This is a genomic window from Methanoculleus chikugoensis (assembly GCF_019669965.1).
Classification (GTDB): Archaea; Halobacteriota; Methanomicrobia; order Methanomicrobiales; family Methanoculleaceae; genus Methanoculleus; species Methanoculleus chikugoensis.
Genome location: NZ_AP019781.1, coordinates 2,549,394 through 2,566,471, shown reverse-complemented (window position 1 = coordinate 2,566,471; position 17,078 = coordinate 2,549,394). Strand labels below are relative to the sequence as shown.

Genomic DNA, 17,078 nt, shown 5'->3' with positions numbered 1-17,078 from the left:
GGTTCCTGTCCGGCAACTCTGCCTGATCCCGGCCCATTCGCGATACACTTCATGTATTCTCCTCGTTCCGACCGAATCATTGATGTAGAGAGAAGGCATCCCGGGGTGAGGATGCTATGAAGGCCGACAGTCGGAGTACGGTGGGTTCTGCCGGGGGCGGGCGGGTTCTGGAGCAGAAGACGAAGAGCCTCGCCGCCCGCTCTCTTCCGGCGGTCGTCGCCGTGCCGCTCGGCGCGACCACCGCGTTCATCGTCAGGGACCGGAATGTGCTCCTGGTCGATACCGGCAATCCCGGGGATGAGGCGGCCATCCTGGCCGTGATGAAGCAGGCGGGCATCAGGCGCGACGAGGTCTCGTTGATCCTGGTCACGCACGGGCATCCGGAGAATTACGGGAGTGCCGACGCGCTCCGGGAACTGACCGGCGCACCGGTCGCCGTTCACGAGGGCGATGCCGCTGCCGTCCGCCTCGGGGTCGACGGCCTGCGCTTCCCCGCCCGGGTCGTCCCGGGCCTGATCCGGCTTGTGCGCGAAAGGAAGGTCGTCTCCGGTCCGGGGGGTGTTGAGCCCGATATCATCATCGAGGGCATTGCCGACCTTGGGGCGTTTGGTCTCCGGGGCAGGATCGTCCCCACGCCGGGACATACCCCCGGCTCGGTATCGGTTCTCCTCGCCGGCGGCACCGCCATCGTCGGCGATCTCCTCTCCACCCTCTTCCCGGGCGGAAGACCCCGGTTGCCCTTCAGGATAGACGATCCCGCGGCGGCAAGGAGGAGCCTTCTGGATCTTCTTGCCTTCGGGCCGGAACGGGTTTATGCGGCACGCGGGGGGCCGTGGCCGGGAACGGAGGTGTGGAGATGGTTCGACGGCGGGAGGACGGAGCGGAAGGCCCGGGAATGAACCGCGGTGGGACAGGAGGCGACCGAAGAGTTTTTCATGTCAACCGTAAACCAAAGAGGGGTTGACATGAGACGCCCGGTCCCCGCTATGAAGGAGCGCTAAACTCTATGGTACGGATACCGCAGTGCATGAGCACCCAGCACCCCGACAACGTCAACCTGCCGTTTTTTGCCGAGAGCCCGGAGCTCGGCGGCGACGACGAGGTCCAGGAGGCGTACTACGCCTACTCTCACCTGGGGTGCACCGAGCAGATGTGGGACTGCGAGGGAAAAGAGGTCGACAACTTCGTGGTCAGGAAACTCCTCTCCCGGTACGACACCTACTTCCGGGAGAAGAGGCTCGGCCGGGACGTCTTCCTGACGCTCCGGGTCCCGAACCCCGAGGTCGAGACGGCCGAGGCGAAGATACTCCTCGAGACGCTTGAGAGCATCCCGCGGTCGTTCGATACGGCGTGCCTCTTCTACGGGGACGAGTGTCCCCCGATATTCGAGGTGATCCTCCCGATGACGGCGTCTCACGCCGCTATCGATAATATCTATCGTTATTACACCGACATCGTCGTCGGGAAGCAGGAGAGAAGCCTTGGGGAAGGGGGCTTGACCATCGCGGACTGGATCGGGAGGTTCCGGCCGAACCGGATCAACGTGATCCCACTCTTTGAGGAGATGGACCATATGTTGGATGCGCATACCACGGTCAGGCGCTACCTCGAAGGCAAGGATATCGCCGACCAGCGCGTCTTCCTTGCCCGATCCGACCCGGCGATGAACTACGGGCTCGTCAGCGCGGTTCTTCTGAACAAGATCGCGCTCCTGCACATCCAGGAGGTCTCAGAGGAGACGGGGACACGGATCTATCCCATCATTGGGGTGGGTTCGGCGCCGTTTCGGGGCGGTCTCTCCCCGGGGACCGTCGGTCGGGTTACCACCGAGTACCCGAGCGTCCACACGTTCACCGTCCAGTCGGCATTCAAGTACGATCACCCGCTTGAGGATGTCCAGAATGCGGTCCGGAGGCTGGAGGAGCGAAGGCCCGGCCGCCCCCGGCCCGTCGACGAGGCAGCGGCTCTCGACCTGATCGGGAGGTATACCCAGGCATACGAGCGGCGGCTCGGGCCGCTTGCCCCCGTGATCAACCGGGTTGCCCGGTATGTGCCCGAGAGGCGGAAGCGGAAACTGCACATCGGCCTCTTCGGCTACGCCCGGAGCACCGGCGGGATCACCCTGCCGCGGGCGATCAAGTTCACCGCGGCCCTCTACTCGATCGGTCTCCCTCCCGAGGTTCTTGGCCTGGATGCGCTGGACGATGCGGACATCGGGTTTCTCAGGGACACCTACATCAACTTCGACGAGGACCTGAGGGCCGCCGCCCGGTTCCTCAATACGGAGACCGGTTTCGTCCCCCGGGAACTTGCGGAGAGGGTGGCCGACCTGGTGGATGTCGAACCGGACGCGGAGCATGCGGAGATCACGGGCGAGATCGCCCGGGCGCTCCGCGAGAACGAGACCGGGAGGTTGAGTTCGCTCATTCTCTCGGCCGCGCACCGGCGCAGGTTCCTGGGGTGACCCGGCTCCCAAAAGAGGGGTCTTTGTCCCCCGCACGGTTGCGGGGGAACGTGCGCAGGTTACTCGATGATGAATGCCATCGAGAACGTGGTCTCGTTGCCGGTCGTCTCTTCCCAGGGGCGCTTGTAGATCGCGGTGAACTCGGCGGCGCCGGGCTCGGCGGCGAGGTACTGCCATACGTGCACCCCTCCTGCGCCCACGAGTTCGGTCTCCGGCGCGATGTAGGTGTCGTTCACGTACTCGAGTCCGGCAGACGATGTGACGTTCCACGAAAAGCCGGTCGTCGGGTTCTCGTCAAGCCTGATCGCGATCTCGCTTCCGGCCGGGAGGGTGACGGTCTCGTTGTTGTTCGTCTCGTTGAAGACGTACTCCCCCGTCGCGGCGGGTGTGGGCGTCGCGGTCGGGGTTCCCTCTTCCGGCTGCGACGTGCAACCGGCACCGAGGAGGCACATTACCAGCAATCCTGCAACCAGGACGCTGCAGATGCTTTTTTTCTGAATCATGCGGTAAGGTATCTCGGAATGGTTAAATAGTTTTCTTAAACTCCTGGAAACGATATTCGCCGTCCGGGTGTATCCGGATTCTATCGTTTCGGAGCCTGCCCTTTAGCGGGAGATTCGTGCATGCTCCAAAACGGTTTTCGGCTGATTAGAACGGTCGGCGAAGCAAAATAACAATCTATAAATATTATTCTATCATTCTGGTCGTTCAGAGGGCATTATTATGAAAAAAATCTCACCAGCAATGGTTCTGGGACTCTTTGCGCTGCTCGCGCTCTGCCTCATGACGGCAGGCTGTACGGGTACAACGGATACGACCGGCGACGCCTCCTCTGGAACTGGCCCGGCGGCCACCACCAGCGTCACCGCCAGCGGTACCTCAGCTCCCGGGGGCGTCCCGGGCAGCGTGACCGCGGTCTCGTATACGGCGTTGATCGCGTACCTCCCGAATGCGCCTGCAGGCTGGACTGCAGAAGAGCCTGTCGGGGCGTCTTGGACGGTCGAGGATAGCCAGTGGACCTGGGCGTCCCGTGAATACGGCAAGGAGAATGCCTGGGCGACGATCTTGATCCAGGATTCGGCCTACTACGACGTGGGCTACTGGCAGTCCTGGGACTCGATGATCTCGTTCGAGTCGACCGAGGGCTACTACAAGCAGGGGAAGGCCGGCGGCTACCCGTCCTGGGAGTACTTCAATAAGCCTGACTCCTACGGCACCTGGGTCGGCGTGAACGACCGGTTCATGGTCTATATCAGCGTCGAAGGCGGCTCCAAATCGGATCTCGATGCGTTCGTGAACGCCGTCAACTACGGCGGCATCGCGAACCTGAAGTAACCCCTATCCCTTCTTTTTATCCCCCGCCACGGCCGTGACGATGTAATGATACGGCCCTGACTCCGCCACCGCCCTGACCTCCAGTCCTGCCTCCGTCATCAGCGCCGCCGCATGCTCCGGGCTGAACTTCTTTCCGGGCGGCGGACCGAGAGGGAGCGGCTCCTTCTTCCAGTCCATGTCGACGATCAGGCCGGATCCGGATACCATCCGGTTTGCATTCCGGAGCACCCGAACCGGGTCGACGAAGTCGTGGAGGTCGATGCCGAAGAAGACGACGTCCGCGCAACCGCTGCAGAGAACAATCTCTTCGGCCATCCCCCGGTGGAGGACGACGTTGTCGAGCCCCTCACGAAATGCCTTCTCCTGCAGGAGATCCAGCGCTTCGGCGTCGATATCGATTCCGCAGACGCGGCCGTGCGGCCCGACCATCCTCGCAGCCGGGAGCGCGAAGAACCCCTCTCCGCACCCGACGTCGATGAAGGTCGAGCCGAAGGCAAGCCCGATCCCTTCGAGGATGGACTCGGGGTGCTGCCAGCGCCGCCGGGCGGCTTCATCCTCGGGCAGATGTCTCCGGGAACGCGTGTGGTGTGCCATGCCGGTCCCGGTGATCTTCATCGGAAAAGAACCTGCTGTTCCCCTGAGGTGCTGGCCGGTGATGGTGAAAAAGCTTCGGGGACGCTGTGCCCCCTCACCGCATCGCCTTGCGGATCTTCTCCTGCACTTCAGGCTGCTCCGGGTTCATCTGGTGGGCGGTCTGAACGTGCCCCTCGACCCGCTTCATCAGCTCGTTCTCGTTCTCGGCCTTCTCCTCGAACTCGCACGCAAGGCCGAGATCTTTGCACCTGAATGTCTTCTGTTCCTGCATGCCTCTCGCCGGCCGGGTTTGTATACTGCGTCCAATATAAAAATATCGGCGCCGTTTTTTTCTGCTCAGCGTGCATGGGTGGGCGTACGTTCATGCTCCAGGACACATGCAGGGTGGCGAATGCTCTAATTACGTCGCACTTCGGGTGATGCTTCGTCATCCTCCTTTACTGAAAACTCACGCGAAGACGCGAAGTGAGACATTCGCTACGGACTCTGCATGAAACTCCAGCCCGTGGAGCATGTCACGCCTTCCTGCACTCCACCATATCCCCGATCAGGCCGTCCCGGAGGGTGACGATCCGGCAGAAGTACTCCTTGTGCCAGTCCTCGTGCGAGACCATCACGATCGTCTGGTCGAGGTCCTCGTTTAACCGTGCAAAGAGGTCGAGGATGCTCTTCGAGGTCTGGCTGTCGAGGTTCGCGCAGGGTTCGTCGGCGAGCAGGATACTCGGACTGTTCACGAGCGCCCGGGCTATCGCCACGCGCTGCTGCTCGCCGCCGGAGAGTTCGCTCTGCCGGTGATCCATCCGGTCGCCGAGGCCGACCCGCCGAAGGATCTCGGCGCTCCGCTCGATGTACTCGTCCTTCGATGCGCCCCGGACGAGCGACGTCAGGTAGACGTTCTCAAGCGCGGTGAGCTCCCCGATCAGCGCGTAGTCCTGGAAGACGTAGCCGAGCCGGTTCAGCCGGAAAAGGGTTCGCTGGTGGTCGGAGAGGGTGAGGACATCCGTCCCGTCGATCGTGACCGAACCGGAGGTGGGGCGATCGAGGAGCCCGAGGATATGGAGGAGCGTTGACTTCCCGCTGCCGCTCGCCCCCATGATCCCGACGAACTCGCCTTTTGCGACCTCGAGCGAGACGCCCGCGAGGGCACGGACTTCCACCTTCCCCATCGTGTAGACTCTCGTGAGGTTTTCTGCGACGATCATCGCCTCATCCCCTGATTGCGGAGAGGATATCCTCCCGCGCGATCCGCCACGCCGGGATGTAGCCTGCCACCAGCGAGACCCCGAAGAGGCTCCCGATGCTCCGGAGGATGGCAGACACCTCCACATCCGGGTAGACCGGGCCGCCGGGGAAGACGAGCGGGTAGGCGGTCAGGTAGGTCGTCACCCCGGCGTTCAGCCCGATCCCGACGAGCGCCCCGACGGCGGTGATGAAGAGCACCTGGAGGACGTAGGAGTTGATGATGATCTGCTGGTCGATGCCGATTGCTTTCAGGATCCCGATCTGGCGGCGCCGGTTCACGGTGTTGATGAAGATCACGATGAAGACCACCACGATGGCGATGATCAGGCTGACGAGTGTCGAGATGGCGTTGATGATGTTGAAACTCCGGATCGCCTGGTCGACGAACCCTCCCGACTTCTCCCGGAACGTCAGAACCTCCTCCTGGACGCCGTAGGAGAGGATCTCCGTCTTGTACTCCTCTTCCCTGCCGTTGACCGCGGTCTTGACCAGGATCATGGATGCCTGGTTATCGAGCCCGAGCACCCCGCTCATCTCGCGGGTGGTGACGAAGGCCGCCGTATCGACGCCGAAAGACTGGGTCTCGAAGATCCCCTTCACCCGGTAGGTCCTTGTTGCGCCGTTCGGATAGGCCACATCTACCGAATCGCCGACCTCGACCCCCTCAAGTGAAGGGAGGCCCCCCTCCTCCACCCCTTCCGTCCCCGCGAGGGTCGCGCCGATGATGATCGCGTCAGTATCGCCGCCCGAGAGGAACTCACCCGCGGTCATGTAGTCGGCGATCCTGGTCACCGATCGCTCGTCTTCCGGGGTTATGCCGTAGAGCGTGCTCGCGGCGTTGCGCCCCCGGTAAAAGAACGTCGCTCCGGCGGTTATCCGGGGAGACGTCCCCGTGATCCCCGGGATCTGCTCGATCTTCTTCTGGAGGCCGTCCACGCCGTCGATGTACCGGTTGCCTTCCCGGGGCTCGATGACCAGGTTTCCGAGGTCGAAGTCGATCGACTGGGTATCGAAGGTCACGACGACCCCGGAGATGATGGAGGGGAGAAAGACTAGGTTCACGAAGATGAGAGCGATGATCATGATGGTGAGGGCGAGCGTCCCCCTGCTCCCGCGCTGGATCGACTTCCACGCCAGGAACGCGGAGACCCTGATACCTGAAAACACCGGGGTCACTCCCCCTTTCGTCGTCGGTACCAGTAGAGCGCGGCCGCGGCGGCGACAATGAGAACGGCTGCCGCGACCGCGATCATCGGAACCGGGTTTTGCCCGGCAACAACGACCTGCAGGGCCTGCCTGACCGTATGCTCTCCGTAGTCGTCGGTATACCGGACGACGAGGGTGTAGCCGAACTCCCCCGCCTCGTCGGCAACGAGTGAGAAGATGGCGGGCCCGTCGTTTCCCGGCTCGATCGTCCCGAGGAACGCTTCTTTTGAGCCTGAGAGAGCGAGACCCTCGATGGTCGCCCTGACTGATTTCGCGTCCGCTGTCCCGGTGTTCTCCAGCCGGATCGTCAGGTCGACCGTCTCCCCGGCGGTGATCCGGGCGGGCTCGGTCCTGATGGAGGCGACGCCCATCTCGGCTTTGCCGACGATGGGAACTCCGATCGTCGCGACCTGCCTCGACGGCGCGAGGTCGGCGCCCCGGTAGTCGACGGTGACGAGGATCGGCGTAAGCCCGAGCGGTGCGCTGGTATCGGTCTCGAAGGTCAGGTTCAGGGCGGCGTCTCCCCCCGCCTCGAGTTCGGGAATGTAGTAGTTCTCCGCGTTCTGCGGGGCGATCCCGCCGGAGGTCGCGTTGACGCCGACGGAGATGTCGTTCGCGGTGGCCTGGCCGTCGTTATGGATGGTCAGCGCGACGTTGAAGGGGTCGCCCGGGTTAACGGACGCCGGAACGGTTCTCTCCACCCGGAGCGCCGGCCGCTTGGCTATGGCGTATGCGGTGCCGACGTTCACCGGTATGGGGTACCGTAGATTGGCCCCGTCCCGCACGCTGACCCAGACCTCCGGGAAGTAGATCCCCTCGTCTCCCGGGGCGCGAATCCGGAACGTGACCGGGAAGGACTGGCCGGGGCCGATCTCGCCGATGTCCTGGAAACTTCCTGTCATGACCTCGACGTCCGTACTGTGCAGGAGCACGCTCTCGATGTAGGCGTTCTCCTCCGTCTCCGCCGAGGTGTTCGCCTCCCCGGTGCCGGTGTCGAGCCGGATGTTGAGCGGCGATCCCGCGGTCGGCAAAGCGGTGCTCGTGAGCACCACGGTGATCGTCCCTTCGTCGCCGGGCATCAGGACAGCAGGAGTGACGGTGAAGTTGGAGACGATCACCGACGGGGCGGCCGTTGCTGCCGGGGCGAGGAGCAGGATGAGAATGAGTGCGCTCACGAGATAACTGATCTTCAGCCTTCTTATGCCCCTTCGGGGCGCAGCCGCGGATACCTGGTTCATCTCCCCATCCCTCCCGGGCAGATCGTCGGAGTCCTGGACTCCTGGTGGTTATATATAATCGTTGTGCATGACTGTTCTCACCCGTTCAGGGTGGCGCGATCTGCCGGGCACCGCGTAAACATTATATTACCTAAGAAATATATTATGGTCGGGATACGGTTGAGCCGGTACGGACCGGATACGTGACCGCAAAGATACCTCCATGCGTGATGAAACGCTTCAACACCTCTGTACGTTCTCATAATGCCGTGCTGCTCTCCGTTCTCACTCATCAGTCCCCCATTTTTTGCCATTCCTGTCGCGGGGTATCCGGTGCACAACCTCCCCGGTCATGAGCTGCTTTTATGACCCACAGGCGGTATACTCCGTTCCCATCGTGAGGGGGGAGAGATGGAGGCGACCCAATGGCTGGTGACGCTGACGTTCAGGGTGACGGTAAGCGGCGTTCGTTCGAAGGACGACTCGGTGGCTGCAGGCCTGGAACAGCTCAAACTCGGGCTCTGCAGTGGAGAGGAGATGCCGATGGAGGCGAGCGTCCGAAGGATCACGAACCTCGTCGAGGAGGAGCCGATCTTCGGTGTGAGGTGGTGATCGCGGCCGGGGCGTCACCCGGCGGGAAGTAAATTTCCGGAGGAAAACGCTTTTTTACCCCGCCGCTCTCTTCGGCACCATGCACGAACTTCCCGAAACGATCGCCGTCGATCTCGTCCTCCTTCCGCCCGGCCCGATCATGGATCTGGCGATCGGCGCGAACCGGACGCTGCTCGCCGGCAACCCGGACGGAGGGATACGTCTCGACCGGGAGGGCTGCCTCCCGCACATATCGGTCGCGATGCTCCCGGCACGAAGCAGGGATATCCCGGAGATCGCCGCGAAGGTTGAGCGGATTACGCAGCGCTGCTCCCCCATGGCCCTGACCATCGACGCCGTTGCAAAGCACCGCAAGAACGCGGGCGAGACCGTCTCCACCTTCCACATCCTCAGGGCGGAGATCCTCCAGCTCTTTCACAAGACCGTGATGAACGCAGTGATGCCGCATCAGGCGCCTTCGGCGGGGTCTTCAGCCTTCTCCGGGGAAGCGTCCGCACCGTCCGTCGACTGCCTCCTGCGGTTCCCGAAAACCTCCGCGTACGAGCGCTACTCGCCGCACATCACGCTCGGGTTCGGCGATCTCCCGGAGATCATCCCCGGTATCGACTTCCCCGTCCGGTTCGAGGTGACGAAGGCGGCTCTCTGTCACCTCGGGAGCCACTGCACCTGCCGCCGGGTCCTTGCAGCGTTCGATCTCGGTCTCCGGGCACACGGCGGCCGCGCCGGGGCAGCGGCGCGCCGGTAGAACGGGATTACAGCAGCAGTCCTTTCACGTACGGCCGCGTACAGGCGACACACCCCGAGTGGCGGTTGAGCATCCCGGTCTCGAGAACCTCGACCACCGGGGGCTCCCGGCACGTGCGCTCCGAGAACTCCGGATCCCGCTCCGCGATCACCCGGAGAAAGACCGCGAGCGGCATGAACGGCCGGGCCTGCACCGGGACGATCCGGAAGTCCGCGTAATCGGCCTCAAGCGTCGAGTTCCGGGCGAGGTCTTCGTCGAAGTAGAGGATGACCTCTATATCGCGGTGCTCCTGCAGGTCTCTCAGACGGTCGAGCCCGAGCCGCATCCCGGCTGCGAGGCCGAGCGGTTTGAGTTCCTCAGGTTCTCCGGGAGAGAAGGTCTCATAACCCGATTCCATCATGGTATTCCTCCTCCATAGCGTTTCGCGGGGAGCGACTTCTTTTCTCCGGCGGCCGCAGGATACTTTCTTAACCGCGACGTCCCCAGTACCTGCATGGACTCGTTTGCGGCCGAAGCAGCGCCCCGGGGCGCCACTTCCGTCGCTACATGCCGGAGGCGCTCGAGATGAAACTCGCGGTCCTCGTGGATAACGCCACCCTCACCGATCGCTACTTCCTCGCAGAACCGGGGCTCTCCATTCACATTGAGGACGGCGGAACCCGGTTTCTCTTCGATGCGGGCTACTCGGGCATCTTCGTCGCCAACGCCCAAAAGATGGGGATCGACCTCCTCCGCGTCGATGACGTCGTCATCTCCCACGGCCACCTCGATCACACCTGGGGCCTCGATGCCCTCCTCAGGCTCCATACCGAGGCGATCTTCGAGGGCCGCGAACGTGTCGAACCCGCGTTCATCGCCCATCCGGATGCGTTCCTCACCCGGAGTTGCAACGGCGTCGGGGAGATCGGGTGTCATCTCTCGGTCGAGGAACTCTTCCGGCACGGGAATGTCCTCCTCACACCGGCCTCCCTCTGGCTGACTGAGAACCTGGTCTTCCTCGGCGAGATCGAGCGGCGGTTCGAGTTCGAGAGGGCGCCCCCATGCGGCTACGTCTACACCCCCGACGGCATCCGGGACGACACCGTCCTCGACGACACCGCGCTCGCCTGCAAGACCGCGGAGGGGCTTGTCATCGTAACCGGCTGCTCTCACTCGGGGATCTGCTCGATTGTCGAGCAGGCGCGCGAGGTCTGCAACGAGGACCGGGTCGCCGACGTCATCGGCGGGTTCCATCTCCTCGATGCGCCACCGGAGCAGATAGAGGGTATCCTCGACTATTTCGCGGAGGTGCGGCCGGCAGCCCTCCACCCCTGCCACTGCACCGACCTTGCGGCAAAGATTGCTCTTGCACGGGTAGCAAACGTCCGGGAGACCGGCGTCGGGCTGCGCCTCGGGTACGGGTAGGTCAGGGGTCGGGTTCCCGGAGGGCCGGGTTCTGTATACTGCCTCTTCCTGAGGTCGAATCCCCTCCCGATGATCCATGCATTACCGGCTCACGCGATGGACGCGAAGCAGCGAAGTGCGACAGGCCGAAGGGCCGGAGTTCGAGCACCGTTAGGTGTGAAGTGTGACTGCCAGAATGGCAGGAGCATGAGCACCGTTAGGTGTGAAGTGCGAGTGTAGCGAGCATGAGAAGCCATCAGGCTTCGAAGTGCGACCTCCTGTGGGGAGCGAGCATGAGAAGCCATCAGGCTTCGAAGGGGAGTTGCTCTCGGACAACCGATCTTCGCGTTCTTCGCGGCTCGCACCTACGGTGCTCAAGCTCGCTGCGCTCGCACTTCGCGTGAGATGGCGGGGCTGAGCGACAATACGGCCTCACGCGAAGTGGGACGTTCCGCAAGGAACGGAGCATGAGCACCGCAGGTGCGAAGAGCGCGAAGCCGCGAAGGGATGTATCAACACGCTCCTATCTTCCGGGTTGCACCTACCGTTGCGAACGGCTCTCCCTCCCCGTCTTGAGGGTTTTGAGATGGTTTCAGGTATTGAGTTCCCGGAGGGCCGGGATCGCCCCGTGCTCCTCCTCGTAGGCGCGGACTGCCTCCGGGGCGCCGAGGAGGAAGCGGCGGGCGTTGTTGTAGACCGCGGGCTGCGCGCCCGGATCGAGGCTGGAGAGGAGGTCTGCAAGCACCGCGACTGCCGGAACCCGGTGGCGGGGCTCCATCCCGTCGATGAATGCAAACGCATCGAGAGCCCGGACGGTGCTGTACTCGTTGACCGGGGCGAGCCGCCGGAGCACCTCTGCAAGGTAGGCCCGCCCGTCTTCGGTTTCGAGCGACCGCTTCCTGTTCAGCGCGAACCGCCCATAGAGCGCCCGCTGCTGGTCGGCCTGCTCGAATGCGAAGGCCGGCGAGGACTCGATCCGCTCAAGAATGGGGACGAGGTCGTCGCAGTCGCTTCCGGCGACGGCGGCGAGGAAGGATTCCCACGCGACGGGGCTTTTTGCCGACTCTGCCGCAAACGATTCGAGGATCTCCTGCCGTTCCGGAGCGCTGCTCTCGAGGATCAGCGAAAACGCGGTGAGACGGTCGGTTGCGGCCGTCGCTTCCCGGAACTGGCGAAGAAGGAGTTGGTGAACCTCCGGGGTGTCCCGGGTCGCGAGGAGCGAGAGACAGGCGTTCTTCCTCTGCCGGTTCCGGATTGCCGCGGCCTCTTCCTCCAGGCCGCCCGGCGCGGCGGGAGTGTCTTTTGCCGCCTGCCGGTAAACACGGAGGAGGGTCTCGCCGCCCCGGGCGGCGACGGCGGTAAGGATCGCTCTTCGGGCGTCATGGAGCGCCCGGTAACGGTGAGCGAACCGCTCGTCCTCCACCGAGGGGAAGACGGTCAGGAACTGCCCGCCCGCCTCCTCCATGAGGGAGTCGTCGGCGAGGAGTGCGGCGCAGAGGTCGGCGAACCGGTCGGAGACGGCTGCGCCCGGATCTTCGAGGAGCCGGAGCATCTCCCGGTCGGCGAGCGCGAGGAACGCGGTGAACCGGCCGACGATATCAGGGTCCCTCTCGACCTGGAGGTAGAGTTCGTCCTCCGGCGGCCGGTATGCCGTCTTCCCATAGAAGGAGTAGCCGCGGTTGAGCGAGAGGAACGCGGGTCTATCGACGCCGTCGAGGACGATCTCTCCGGCCTCGTCGGCGATCCGGACGGTCGCCTCCCGGATCTCCCCGCCCCTGGCGTCGACGAGCGCGAACCGGAACGGGAACTCCCAGAGACGGCCGGCAGGCGTTCGGCTCTGGCGGTAGGCGAGGGTGAACCGGCGGGCGGCCGGGTCGTACGCGGGGGATACCGTGAGTATCGGGTACTCCTTCTCCTTCAGCCAGACCGCAGCCATTCCCGTGAACTCCTGCCCCGAGACCTCCTCCATGCAGCGTATCCAGTCGGCCCGCGAGGCATTCGCGTGCCGGAACCGGTCGTGGTAGCGGCCGAGCGCTTCGGCGAACGCAACTTTTCCCATCAGCGTCTCGATCATTCTGACGAACTCAGGGGCTTTCACGTAGGTGACGCCCGTGATGAGGTCGTTCGGGTCGTTGAAACCGTCCGGCTCGATCGGCATCGATCCTGCTCCCCGGTCGAGCGTGAGCGTCCCGGCCGCGGGGTCGAGGAGGTCGAGCACGGTCTTGATGCGGGAGTAGGCCTCGCCGAAGAAGAAGGCGTGGTGCTGGTTCTCGACGTGGACGGTCACGGCCTCGTTCAGCCAGATCTCGAACGGGCTCCACCCGGTCACCTCGGAGCCGTTTTCGTTGTGGTAGTACTCGTGGACCTTCACCCGGACCAGGTACTCGAAGGCCGGGTCGGTGGTGTCGGGCCCGGGCATGATCCGGTTCGCGGCGATCGTCGTGTTCCCGACGTTCTCCATCCCGCCGAAGTCGGAGTTCTGCATGGCGATCTCCCGGTAGACCGCCCCCGTGTAGGCGTAGCCCGGGGTGATGGTCGAGATGAGTTTTTTGAGCATCTTCCTGGTCTCTTCGAGCGCCCCAGGATCCCCGGAACGTTTCGCCTCGTCGCGCACCCGCACGAGCCGCCACACCTCTTCCCGGGTCTCGCGGTCGCGGTACTGCGCCGGGCCGGTGAAGAGGTGAACCCACATCACCCCGTCCGCGAGGATCTCAAGCGCACGCTCCGCTTCCTCCGGGTCGGAACCGGGTTTCGCGAGGAGTTCGAAGGCGAACGTCCGCCCGTCGGGATACTCGAACTCGCGCCGGTGGGTGTCGTAGCACCCCATCCCGAGGAAGAAGAGGTAAGGCGCCATCGGGGTTCTGGTGTTCTCGTACCTCTGCACGGAGCGCCCGGGTGCGCAGGGGATCCGGGCTCCTGCCGGGTCGCCGTTTGAGATGGTGGCCGTATACCCATTATCCGCGACGATCGTCGTCGTGTAGGTGCACTTCGCGGTCATGTCGTCGAGGCAGGGGACCAGCCGCTGGAACCCCCACTGCTGGCACTGGGTGATCTGGGTGGGCGGCCCGCCGGGGCATCGCCCGTCGTAGTAGAGGCCTTCGAGGACGTGGGTGCTCGGCCGGCAGATCGTCTCGGTATCGAGGGTGAACTGTGCCCGGGGCGGGACGGGGGGATCGAAGGCGACGGTGAGGGTCGCCGCGTCCCGGTCGTAGGTGTGGGTGACGGCGTATCCGGCGGACTCCACGCGGAGGATATCCAGGTCGCGGGCGTTCAGGGAGAGCGATGAGAGCGGCGCGTCAAGGGTCTCGGCGGTGAGAGCGGAGACGACCCGGGTGTGGCCGTCGTAGACGTCGAAGACGAGATCCATGTGGACGACCCGGACGGGGAGCGCCCCGAAGTCCTCCGGGTAGTAGCGAAAGAGCCTCCGCTCCCCGCCTTCTCCGGTCAAAATCCCGCCTCGCCGGTGATCTCGCGGAGGGCACGGCGGATCGCCGTCCGGACCTCGGGTTCCTCCTCGCCCTCGAGCGCGGCGGAGAGGGTGCCTGACGCCCGCCGGTCGCGGAGCTTCCCGAGCGCGTCGGCGGCGGCCGCCCTGACGTCCTTCTTTCTGTCCCCGAGAAGGCCGAGGAGGGGCTCGACCGCGCGTTGATCGCCGATCTCGCCGAGCGACCAGGCGGCACCGCGCCGCGCCCACCGGTCGGGGTCACCGAGGAGAACGAGGAGCGGTTCGACCGCCCGTGCGTCGCGCAGCCTCCCGAGCGCCTGTGCGGCGACCCACCTGACCTCGTTCTCGCGGTCAGCGAGGGCGGCGATCAGCGGCTCGACCGCGCGGGGATCGGCGCACTCCCCGAGCGCCTCGGCCGCCCGCAGCCGGTAGGGGGTGCTCTCGTCCGAGAGTTGCTCGATGTACTTGCCGATGTTCTCCTCGCGCCGTTTCTCCCTGTCCTCCATGAGGCGTTTTACCGAGCGCTCCATCTTAACTCCTCCAGATTCTCGTCGCACACAAGATGTCGTTTACGGTATATAGCACCTGCCACGCCACCTTTCCGCCCTGCCGCCGGGGGGGTTGCCGTCCCCCGCGCCGGTCACGCAGGCAGTTCTTCTTCCTCGCCGACGACGTCGAACGCGACGATCCGGTAGTTGTAGTACCGCCCGTCCGGTGCGGTGAAGTAGAGGAAAACCATCAGGCCGTGGTCGTCCGAGATCCAGAGTTCGGCGTCTTCGTCGATGGCGTGGTACTCAAAGCCGAACCCGGCAAGCGCTTCCTCGATAGCGGTCTCCGTATCCATGCCGCTGACCATCTCGAACGTCGCGGCCAGAGGATACTGCCGTTCCTCGAGTGCGGAGACCTGGAGCCGCGCCTGTTTCTCCGCAAGGAAGAGGTTGTCCAGGGTGGCCATGATCTCATGCGCGACCGAATCGACTTCGTCCGGCTCCATACCAATACCTTGGAGCCGCCGGTTATATGGATATTGGGCGCTTGCGCCGGGGAGCGCAGAAGCCCCGTCGGAGCGAGGTTACGATCGTTTCCTCTCTGCCGGGATGCAGGGAAAATATTTTTCTTGACGGTGGCCGGATACGCTCCCATCCTTCGCCACGGCGCCGCCATAACGAAACTCTAAAACATCCCGGTGCATATAGAAGGTTAATGGCAGAAGGCAGGCTCAAGATTGTCGTTTTCGGTTCCTTCAATGCGGGCAAGTCCAGTTTCATCCAGGCGCTCGACCCCCGCAGCCGTCACATCGAGGCATCCTCGGAAGAAGGCCCCACGACCGTTGCATTCGATTTCGGCAGATTGACGGTGAGAGACAAGGCCGTCTTCCTCTTCGGGACACCGGGGCAGGAGCGGTTCGAGTTTGTCCGGCAGATCATCTCGCGGGGGATGGACGGCGCGATCATCGTTGTGGACGCCACGACGGGCGTGGACGCGATGACGCGGCATCTCTACGACCAGTTGAAGGCTCTCGACGTGCCGCTCGCGTTCATGGCAAACAAGTGCGACAGTCCCGGTGCGGTGCCCGAGGCCGTCAGCCACGCCCTCCCGGGGGAGATGGTGCATCCGATCTCCGCGCGGAACGGGGAGAACGTCCATGCGGCACTTGACGCCTTCGTCGCAACCCTGACTGCGCGGTAGCGATCATTTTTACTGCCCCGAGGTCGTTCTTCTCTACGGACAATGACCCGTAAAGAGACCCATATCAAGGAGGTTTCCCGGCTGCTCACGGGTTTTCTCTCGAGCGGCGATGCCGGGGATCTTCTTGCCTACCTTGTCGCGGAGAGCCGCCTTCCCGGACCCCGGGCAAACCTGGAACTTGCGGCGGCGTTTGCCGGAACCGTGCAGGAATTTGCCGTTGCCGATCCCGACGACCGGCACCTGCTGTGGAACCTCTGCGTCGAGCTTGCCTGCGTTGCGCCGGAGGATGCCCCGACAGGCGACCCGCACGAGTTTCTCGGGTTCTGCGGTGTTCGGGGCGTCGGGGCGATCGGGTCGGTCTCGCCGGGATGCGTCGAGGCGGCGCTCAGGCACCTCGGGGAGGCCTCCGTCGATCCGCGGTGGCGGATCAGGGAGGCGGTGGCGATGGGGCTTCAGGTTCTCCTCTCCCGGCAACGCGACACGACGGTTTCGGAGCTGGAGGGCTGGGTGGAGGGGGGTTCCTGGCTTGCCATGCGGGCTGCGGTTGCGGGGATTGCCGAACCGGATCTCCTGGCGGAACCCGACCTCGCAGAGGCGGCGCTCCGGTTCCACCGGAAGATCCTGATCCGGATCTACACCGCAAAAGAGAGGCGGTCCGAGGCGTTCCGTGCGCTCCGAAAATCGCTCGGCTACACGCTCAGCGTGGTCATCGCCGCCCTCCCCACGCCCGGCTTTGAGTACCTGCGGCAGCTTGCGACCCTCGACGATCAGGATATCCGGTGGATTGTGCGGGAGAACCTCAAGAAGAACCGGCTCGAGAAGCAGTATCCCGAGACGGTGCAGCACATCCGGGCGCAGTTGGTGTAGCGGCCCCGCAGTCGATGAAAAACGGGGATATACTCTTTTTTTGCGGCACCTCACGCGAAGCCGCGAAGATCGCGAAGTTCCTGATGTCGGTAATTACTTCTCTTCGCGTCTTTCGCGGCTCGAAGCCTACGGCTTCTCACGCTCCCGTCCTGTGGACAGCCGCGGCTCGCACCTTCGGTGCTCCAACTCCGCTCCGGAGAACGATGTTCCAAAAAAACGGAGTTTGAGAAGACCGATGGTCTTCGAACGGGCGCCCCCTCCCGGCGAAAGTGTTTGGGA

General features: G+C 64.0%; 18 protein-coding genes. 8 read left to right on the top strand and 10 right to left on the bottom strand.

The window, feature by feature from the left end:
• The first annotated feature begins 116 nt into the window (after positions 1 to 116).
• Together MchiMG62_RS12840 and ppcA are read left to right on the top strand one after the other, a co-directional pair.
• The gene (locus MchiMG62_RS12840) at positions 117 to 899 is read left to right on the top strand and encodes an MBL fold metallo-hydrolase (RefSeq protein ID WP_221057301.1); all 783 of its coding nucleotides are present in this window, start codon (positions 117 to 119) and stop codon (positions 897 to 899) included.
• Positions 900 to 1,006: 107 nt separating this feature from the next.
• A complete protein-coding gene (gene ppcA, locus MchiMG62_RS12835) occupies positions 1,007 to 2,464 on the top strand; it encodes a phosphoenolpyruvate carboxylase (protein ID WP_221057300.1) in 1,458 nt (485 codons plus the stop codon).
• A 59-nt stretch (positions 2,465 to 2,523) separates the two neighbouring features.
• Here the strand turns inward: ppcA and MchiMG62_RS12830 are convergent, their stop codons facing one another.
• Positions 2,524 to 2,967 (bottom strand): protease inhibitor I42 family protein, encoded by a 444-nt coding sequence (locus MchiMG62_RS12830; RefSeq protein WP_244987726.1) that lies wholly within the window; start codon positions 2,965 to 2,967, stop codon positions 2,524 to 2,526.
• A 241-nt stretch (positions 2,968 to 3,208) separates the two neighbouring features.
• Between MchiMG62_RS12830 and MchiMG62_RS12825 the strand changes: the two genes are divergently transcribed.
• Entirely contained in the window at positions 3,209 to 3,799 is a 591-nt protein-coding gene (locus tag MchiMG62_RS12825) for a hypothetical protein (protein ID WP_221057299.1), read from the top strand.
• A 3-nt stretch (positions 3,800 to 3,802) separates the two neighbouring features.
• On the opposite strand, the gene MchiMG62_RS12820 is transcribed toward MchiMG62_RS12825, so the two are convergent.
• The 5 genes from MchiMG62_RS12820 to MchiMG62_RS12800 form a co-directional block, all read right to left on the bottom strand.
• Positions 3,803 to 4,393, bottom strand: a complete 591-nt coding sequence (locus tag MchiMG62_RS12820; protein WP_221057298.1) for a methyltransferase domain-containing protein — start codon at positions 4,391 to 4,393, stop codon at positions 3,803 to 3,805.
• A gap of 94 nt (positions 4,394 to 4,487) precedes the next feature.
• Positions 4,488 to 4,664, bottom strand: a complete 177-nt coding sequence (locus tag MchiMG62_RS12815) for a DUF1059 domain-containing protein (protein WP_221057297.1) — start codon at positions 4,662 to 4,664, stop codon at positions 4,488 to 4,490.
• Between the two features lie 244 nt (positions 4,665 to 4,908).
• Entirely contained in the window at positions 4,909 to 5,595 is a 687-nt protein-coding gene (locus MchiMG62_RS12810; RefSeq protein ID WP_221057296.1) for an ABC transporter ATP-binding protein, read from the bottom strand.
• 4 nt (positions 5,596 to 5,599) lie between these two features.
• On the bottom strand, positions 5,600 to 6,802 hold the full coding sequence (locus MchiMG62_RS12805; RefSeq protein ID WP_221057295.1) for an ABC transporter permease: 1,203 nt from the start codon (positions 6,800 to 6,802) through the stop codon (positions 5,600 to 5,602).
• Between the two features lie 5 nt (positions 6,803 to 6,807).
• The gene (locus tag MchiMG62_RS12800; protein WP_244987725.1) at positions 6,808 to 8,016 is read right to left on the bottom strand and encodes a COG1361 S-layer family protein; all 1,209 of its coding nucleotides are present in this window, start codon (positions 8,014 to 8,016) and stop codon (positions 6,808 to 6,810) included.
• 453 nt (positions 8,017 to 8,469) lie between these two features.
• Here MchiMG62_RS12800 and MchiMG62_RS12795 point away from each other — a divergent pair, with 453 nt between their 5' ends.
• Entirely contained in the window at positions 8,470 to 8,670 is a 201-nt protein-coding gene (locus tag MchiMG62_RS12795) for a hypothetical protein (protein ID WP_054848019.1), read from the top strand.
• A gap of 79 nt (positions 8,671 to 8,749) precedes the next feature.
• The gene (locus MchiMG62_RS12790) at positions 8,750 to 9,415 is read left to right on the top strand and encodes a 2'-5' RNA ligase family protein (protein WP_221057293.1); all 666 of its coding nucleotides are present in this window, start codon (positions 8,750 to 8,752) and stop codon (positions 9,413 to 9,415) included.
• A 7-nt stretch (positions 9,416 to 9,422) separates the two neighbouring features.
• Here MchiMG62_RS12790 and MchiMG62_RS12785 read toward each other — a convergent pair whose 3' ends face one another.
• A complete protein-coding gene (locus tag MchiMG62_RS12785) occupies positions 9,423 to 9,815 on the bottom strand; it encodes a hypothetical protein (protein ID WP_221057292.1) in 393 nt (130 codons plus the stop codon).
• Between the two features lie 164 nt (positions 9,816 to 9,979).
• Between MchiMG62_RS12785 and MchiMG62_RS12780 the strand changes: the two genes are divergently transcribed.
• The gene (locus tag MchiMG62_RS12780) at positions 9,980 to 10,819 is read left to right on the top strand and encodes an MBL fold metallo-hydrolase (protein ID WP_221057291.1); all 840 of its coding nucleotides are present in this window, start codon (positions 9,980 to 9,982) and stop codon (positions 10,817 to 10,819) included.
• 571 nt (positions 10,820 to 11,390) lie between these two features.
• On the opposite strand, the gene MchiMG62_RS12775 is transcribed toward MchiMG62_RS12780, so the two are convergent.
• The 3 genes from MchiMG62_RS12775 to MchiMG62_RS12765 all read right to left on the bottom strand — a co-directional run bounded on the left by MchiMG62_RS12775 (position 11,391) and on the right by MchiMG62_RS12765 (position 15,237).
• On the bottom strand, positions 11,391 to 14,246 hold the full coding sequence (locus tag MchiMG62_RS12775; RefSeq protein ID WP_221057290.1) for a M1 family metallopeptidase: 2,856 nt from the start codon (positions 14,244 to 14,246) through the stop codon (positions 11,391 to 11,393).
• Complete coding sequence (locus MchiMG62_RS12770; RefSeq protein WP_221057289.1) at positions 14,243 to 14,773, bottom strand: HEAT repeat domain-containing protein; 531 nt, start codon at positions 14,771 to 14,773, stop codon at positions 14,243 to 14,245. Before MchiMG62_RS12770 ends, MchiMG62_RS12775 begins: the two co-directional genes overlap by 4 nt.
• A gap of 110 nt (positions 14,774 to 14,883) precedes the next feature.
• A complete protein-coding gene (locus MchiMG62_RS12765) occupies positions 14,884 to 15,237 on the bottom strand; it encodes a hypothetical protein (protein ID WP_054848480.1) in 354 nt (117 codons plus the stop codon).
• Positions 15,238 to 15,446: 209 nt separating this feature from the next.
• Between MchiMG62_RS12765 and MchiMG62_RS12760 the strand changes: the two genes are divergently transcribed.
• Together MchiMG62_RS12760 and MchiMG62_RS12755 are read left to right on the top strand one after the other, a co-directional pair.
• The gene (locus MchiMG62_RS12760; RefSeq protein WP_074370118.1) at positions 15,447 to 15,932 is read left to right on the top strand and encodes a GTP-binding protein; all 486 of its coding nucleotides are present in this window, start codon (positions 15,447 to 15,449) and stop codon (positions 15,930 to 15,932) included.
• A gap of 42 nt (positions 15,933 to 15,974) precedes the next feature.
• Complete coding sequence (locus tag MchiMG62_RS12755) at positions 15,975 to 16,799, top strand: hypothetical protein (RefSeq protein ID WP_221057288.1); 825 nt, start codon at positions 15,975 to 15,977, stop codon at positions 16,797 to 16,799.
• Positions 16,800 to 17,078: the final 279 nt, after the last annotated feature.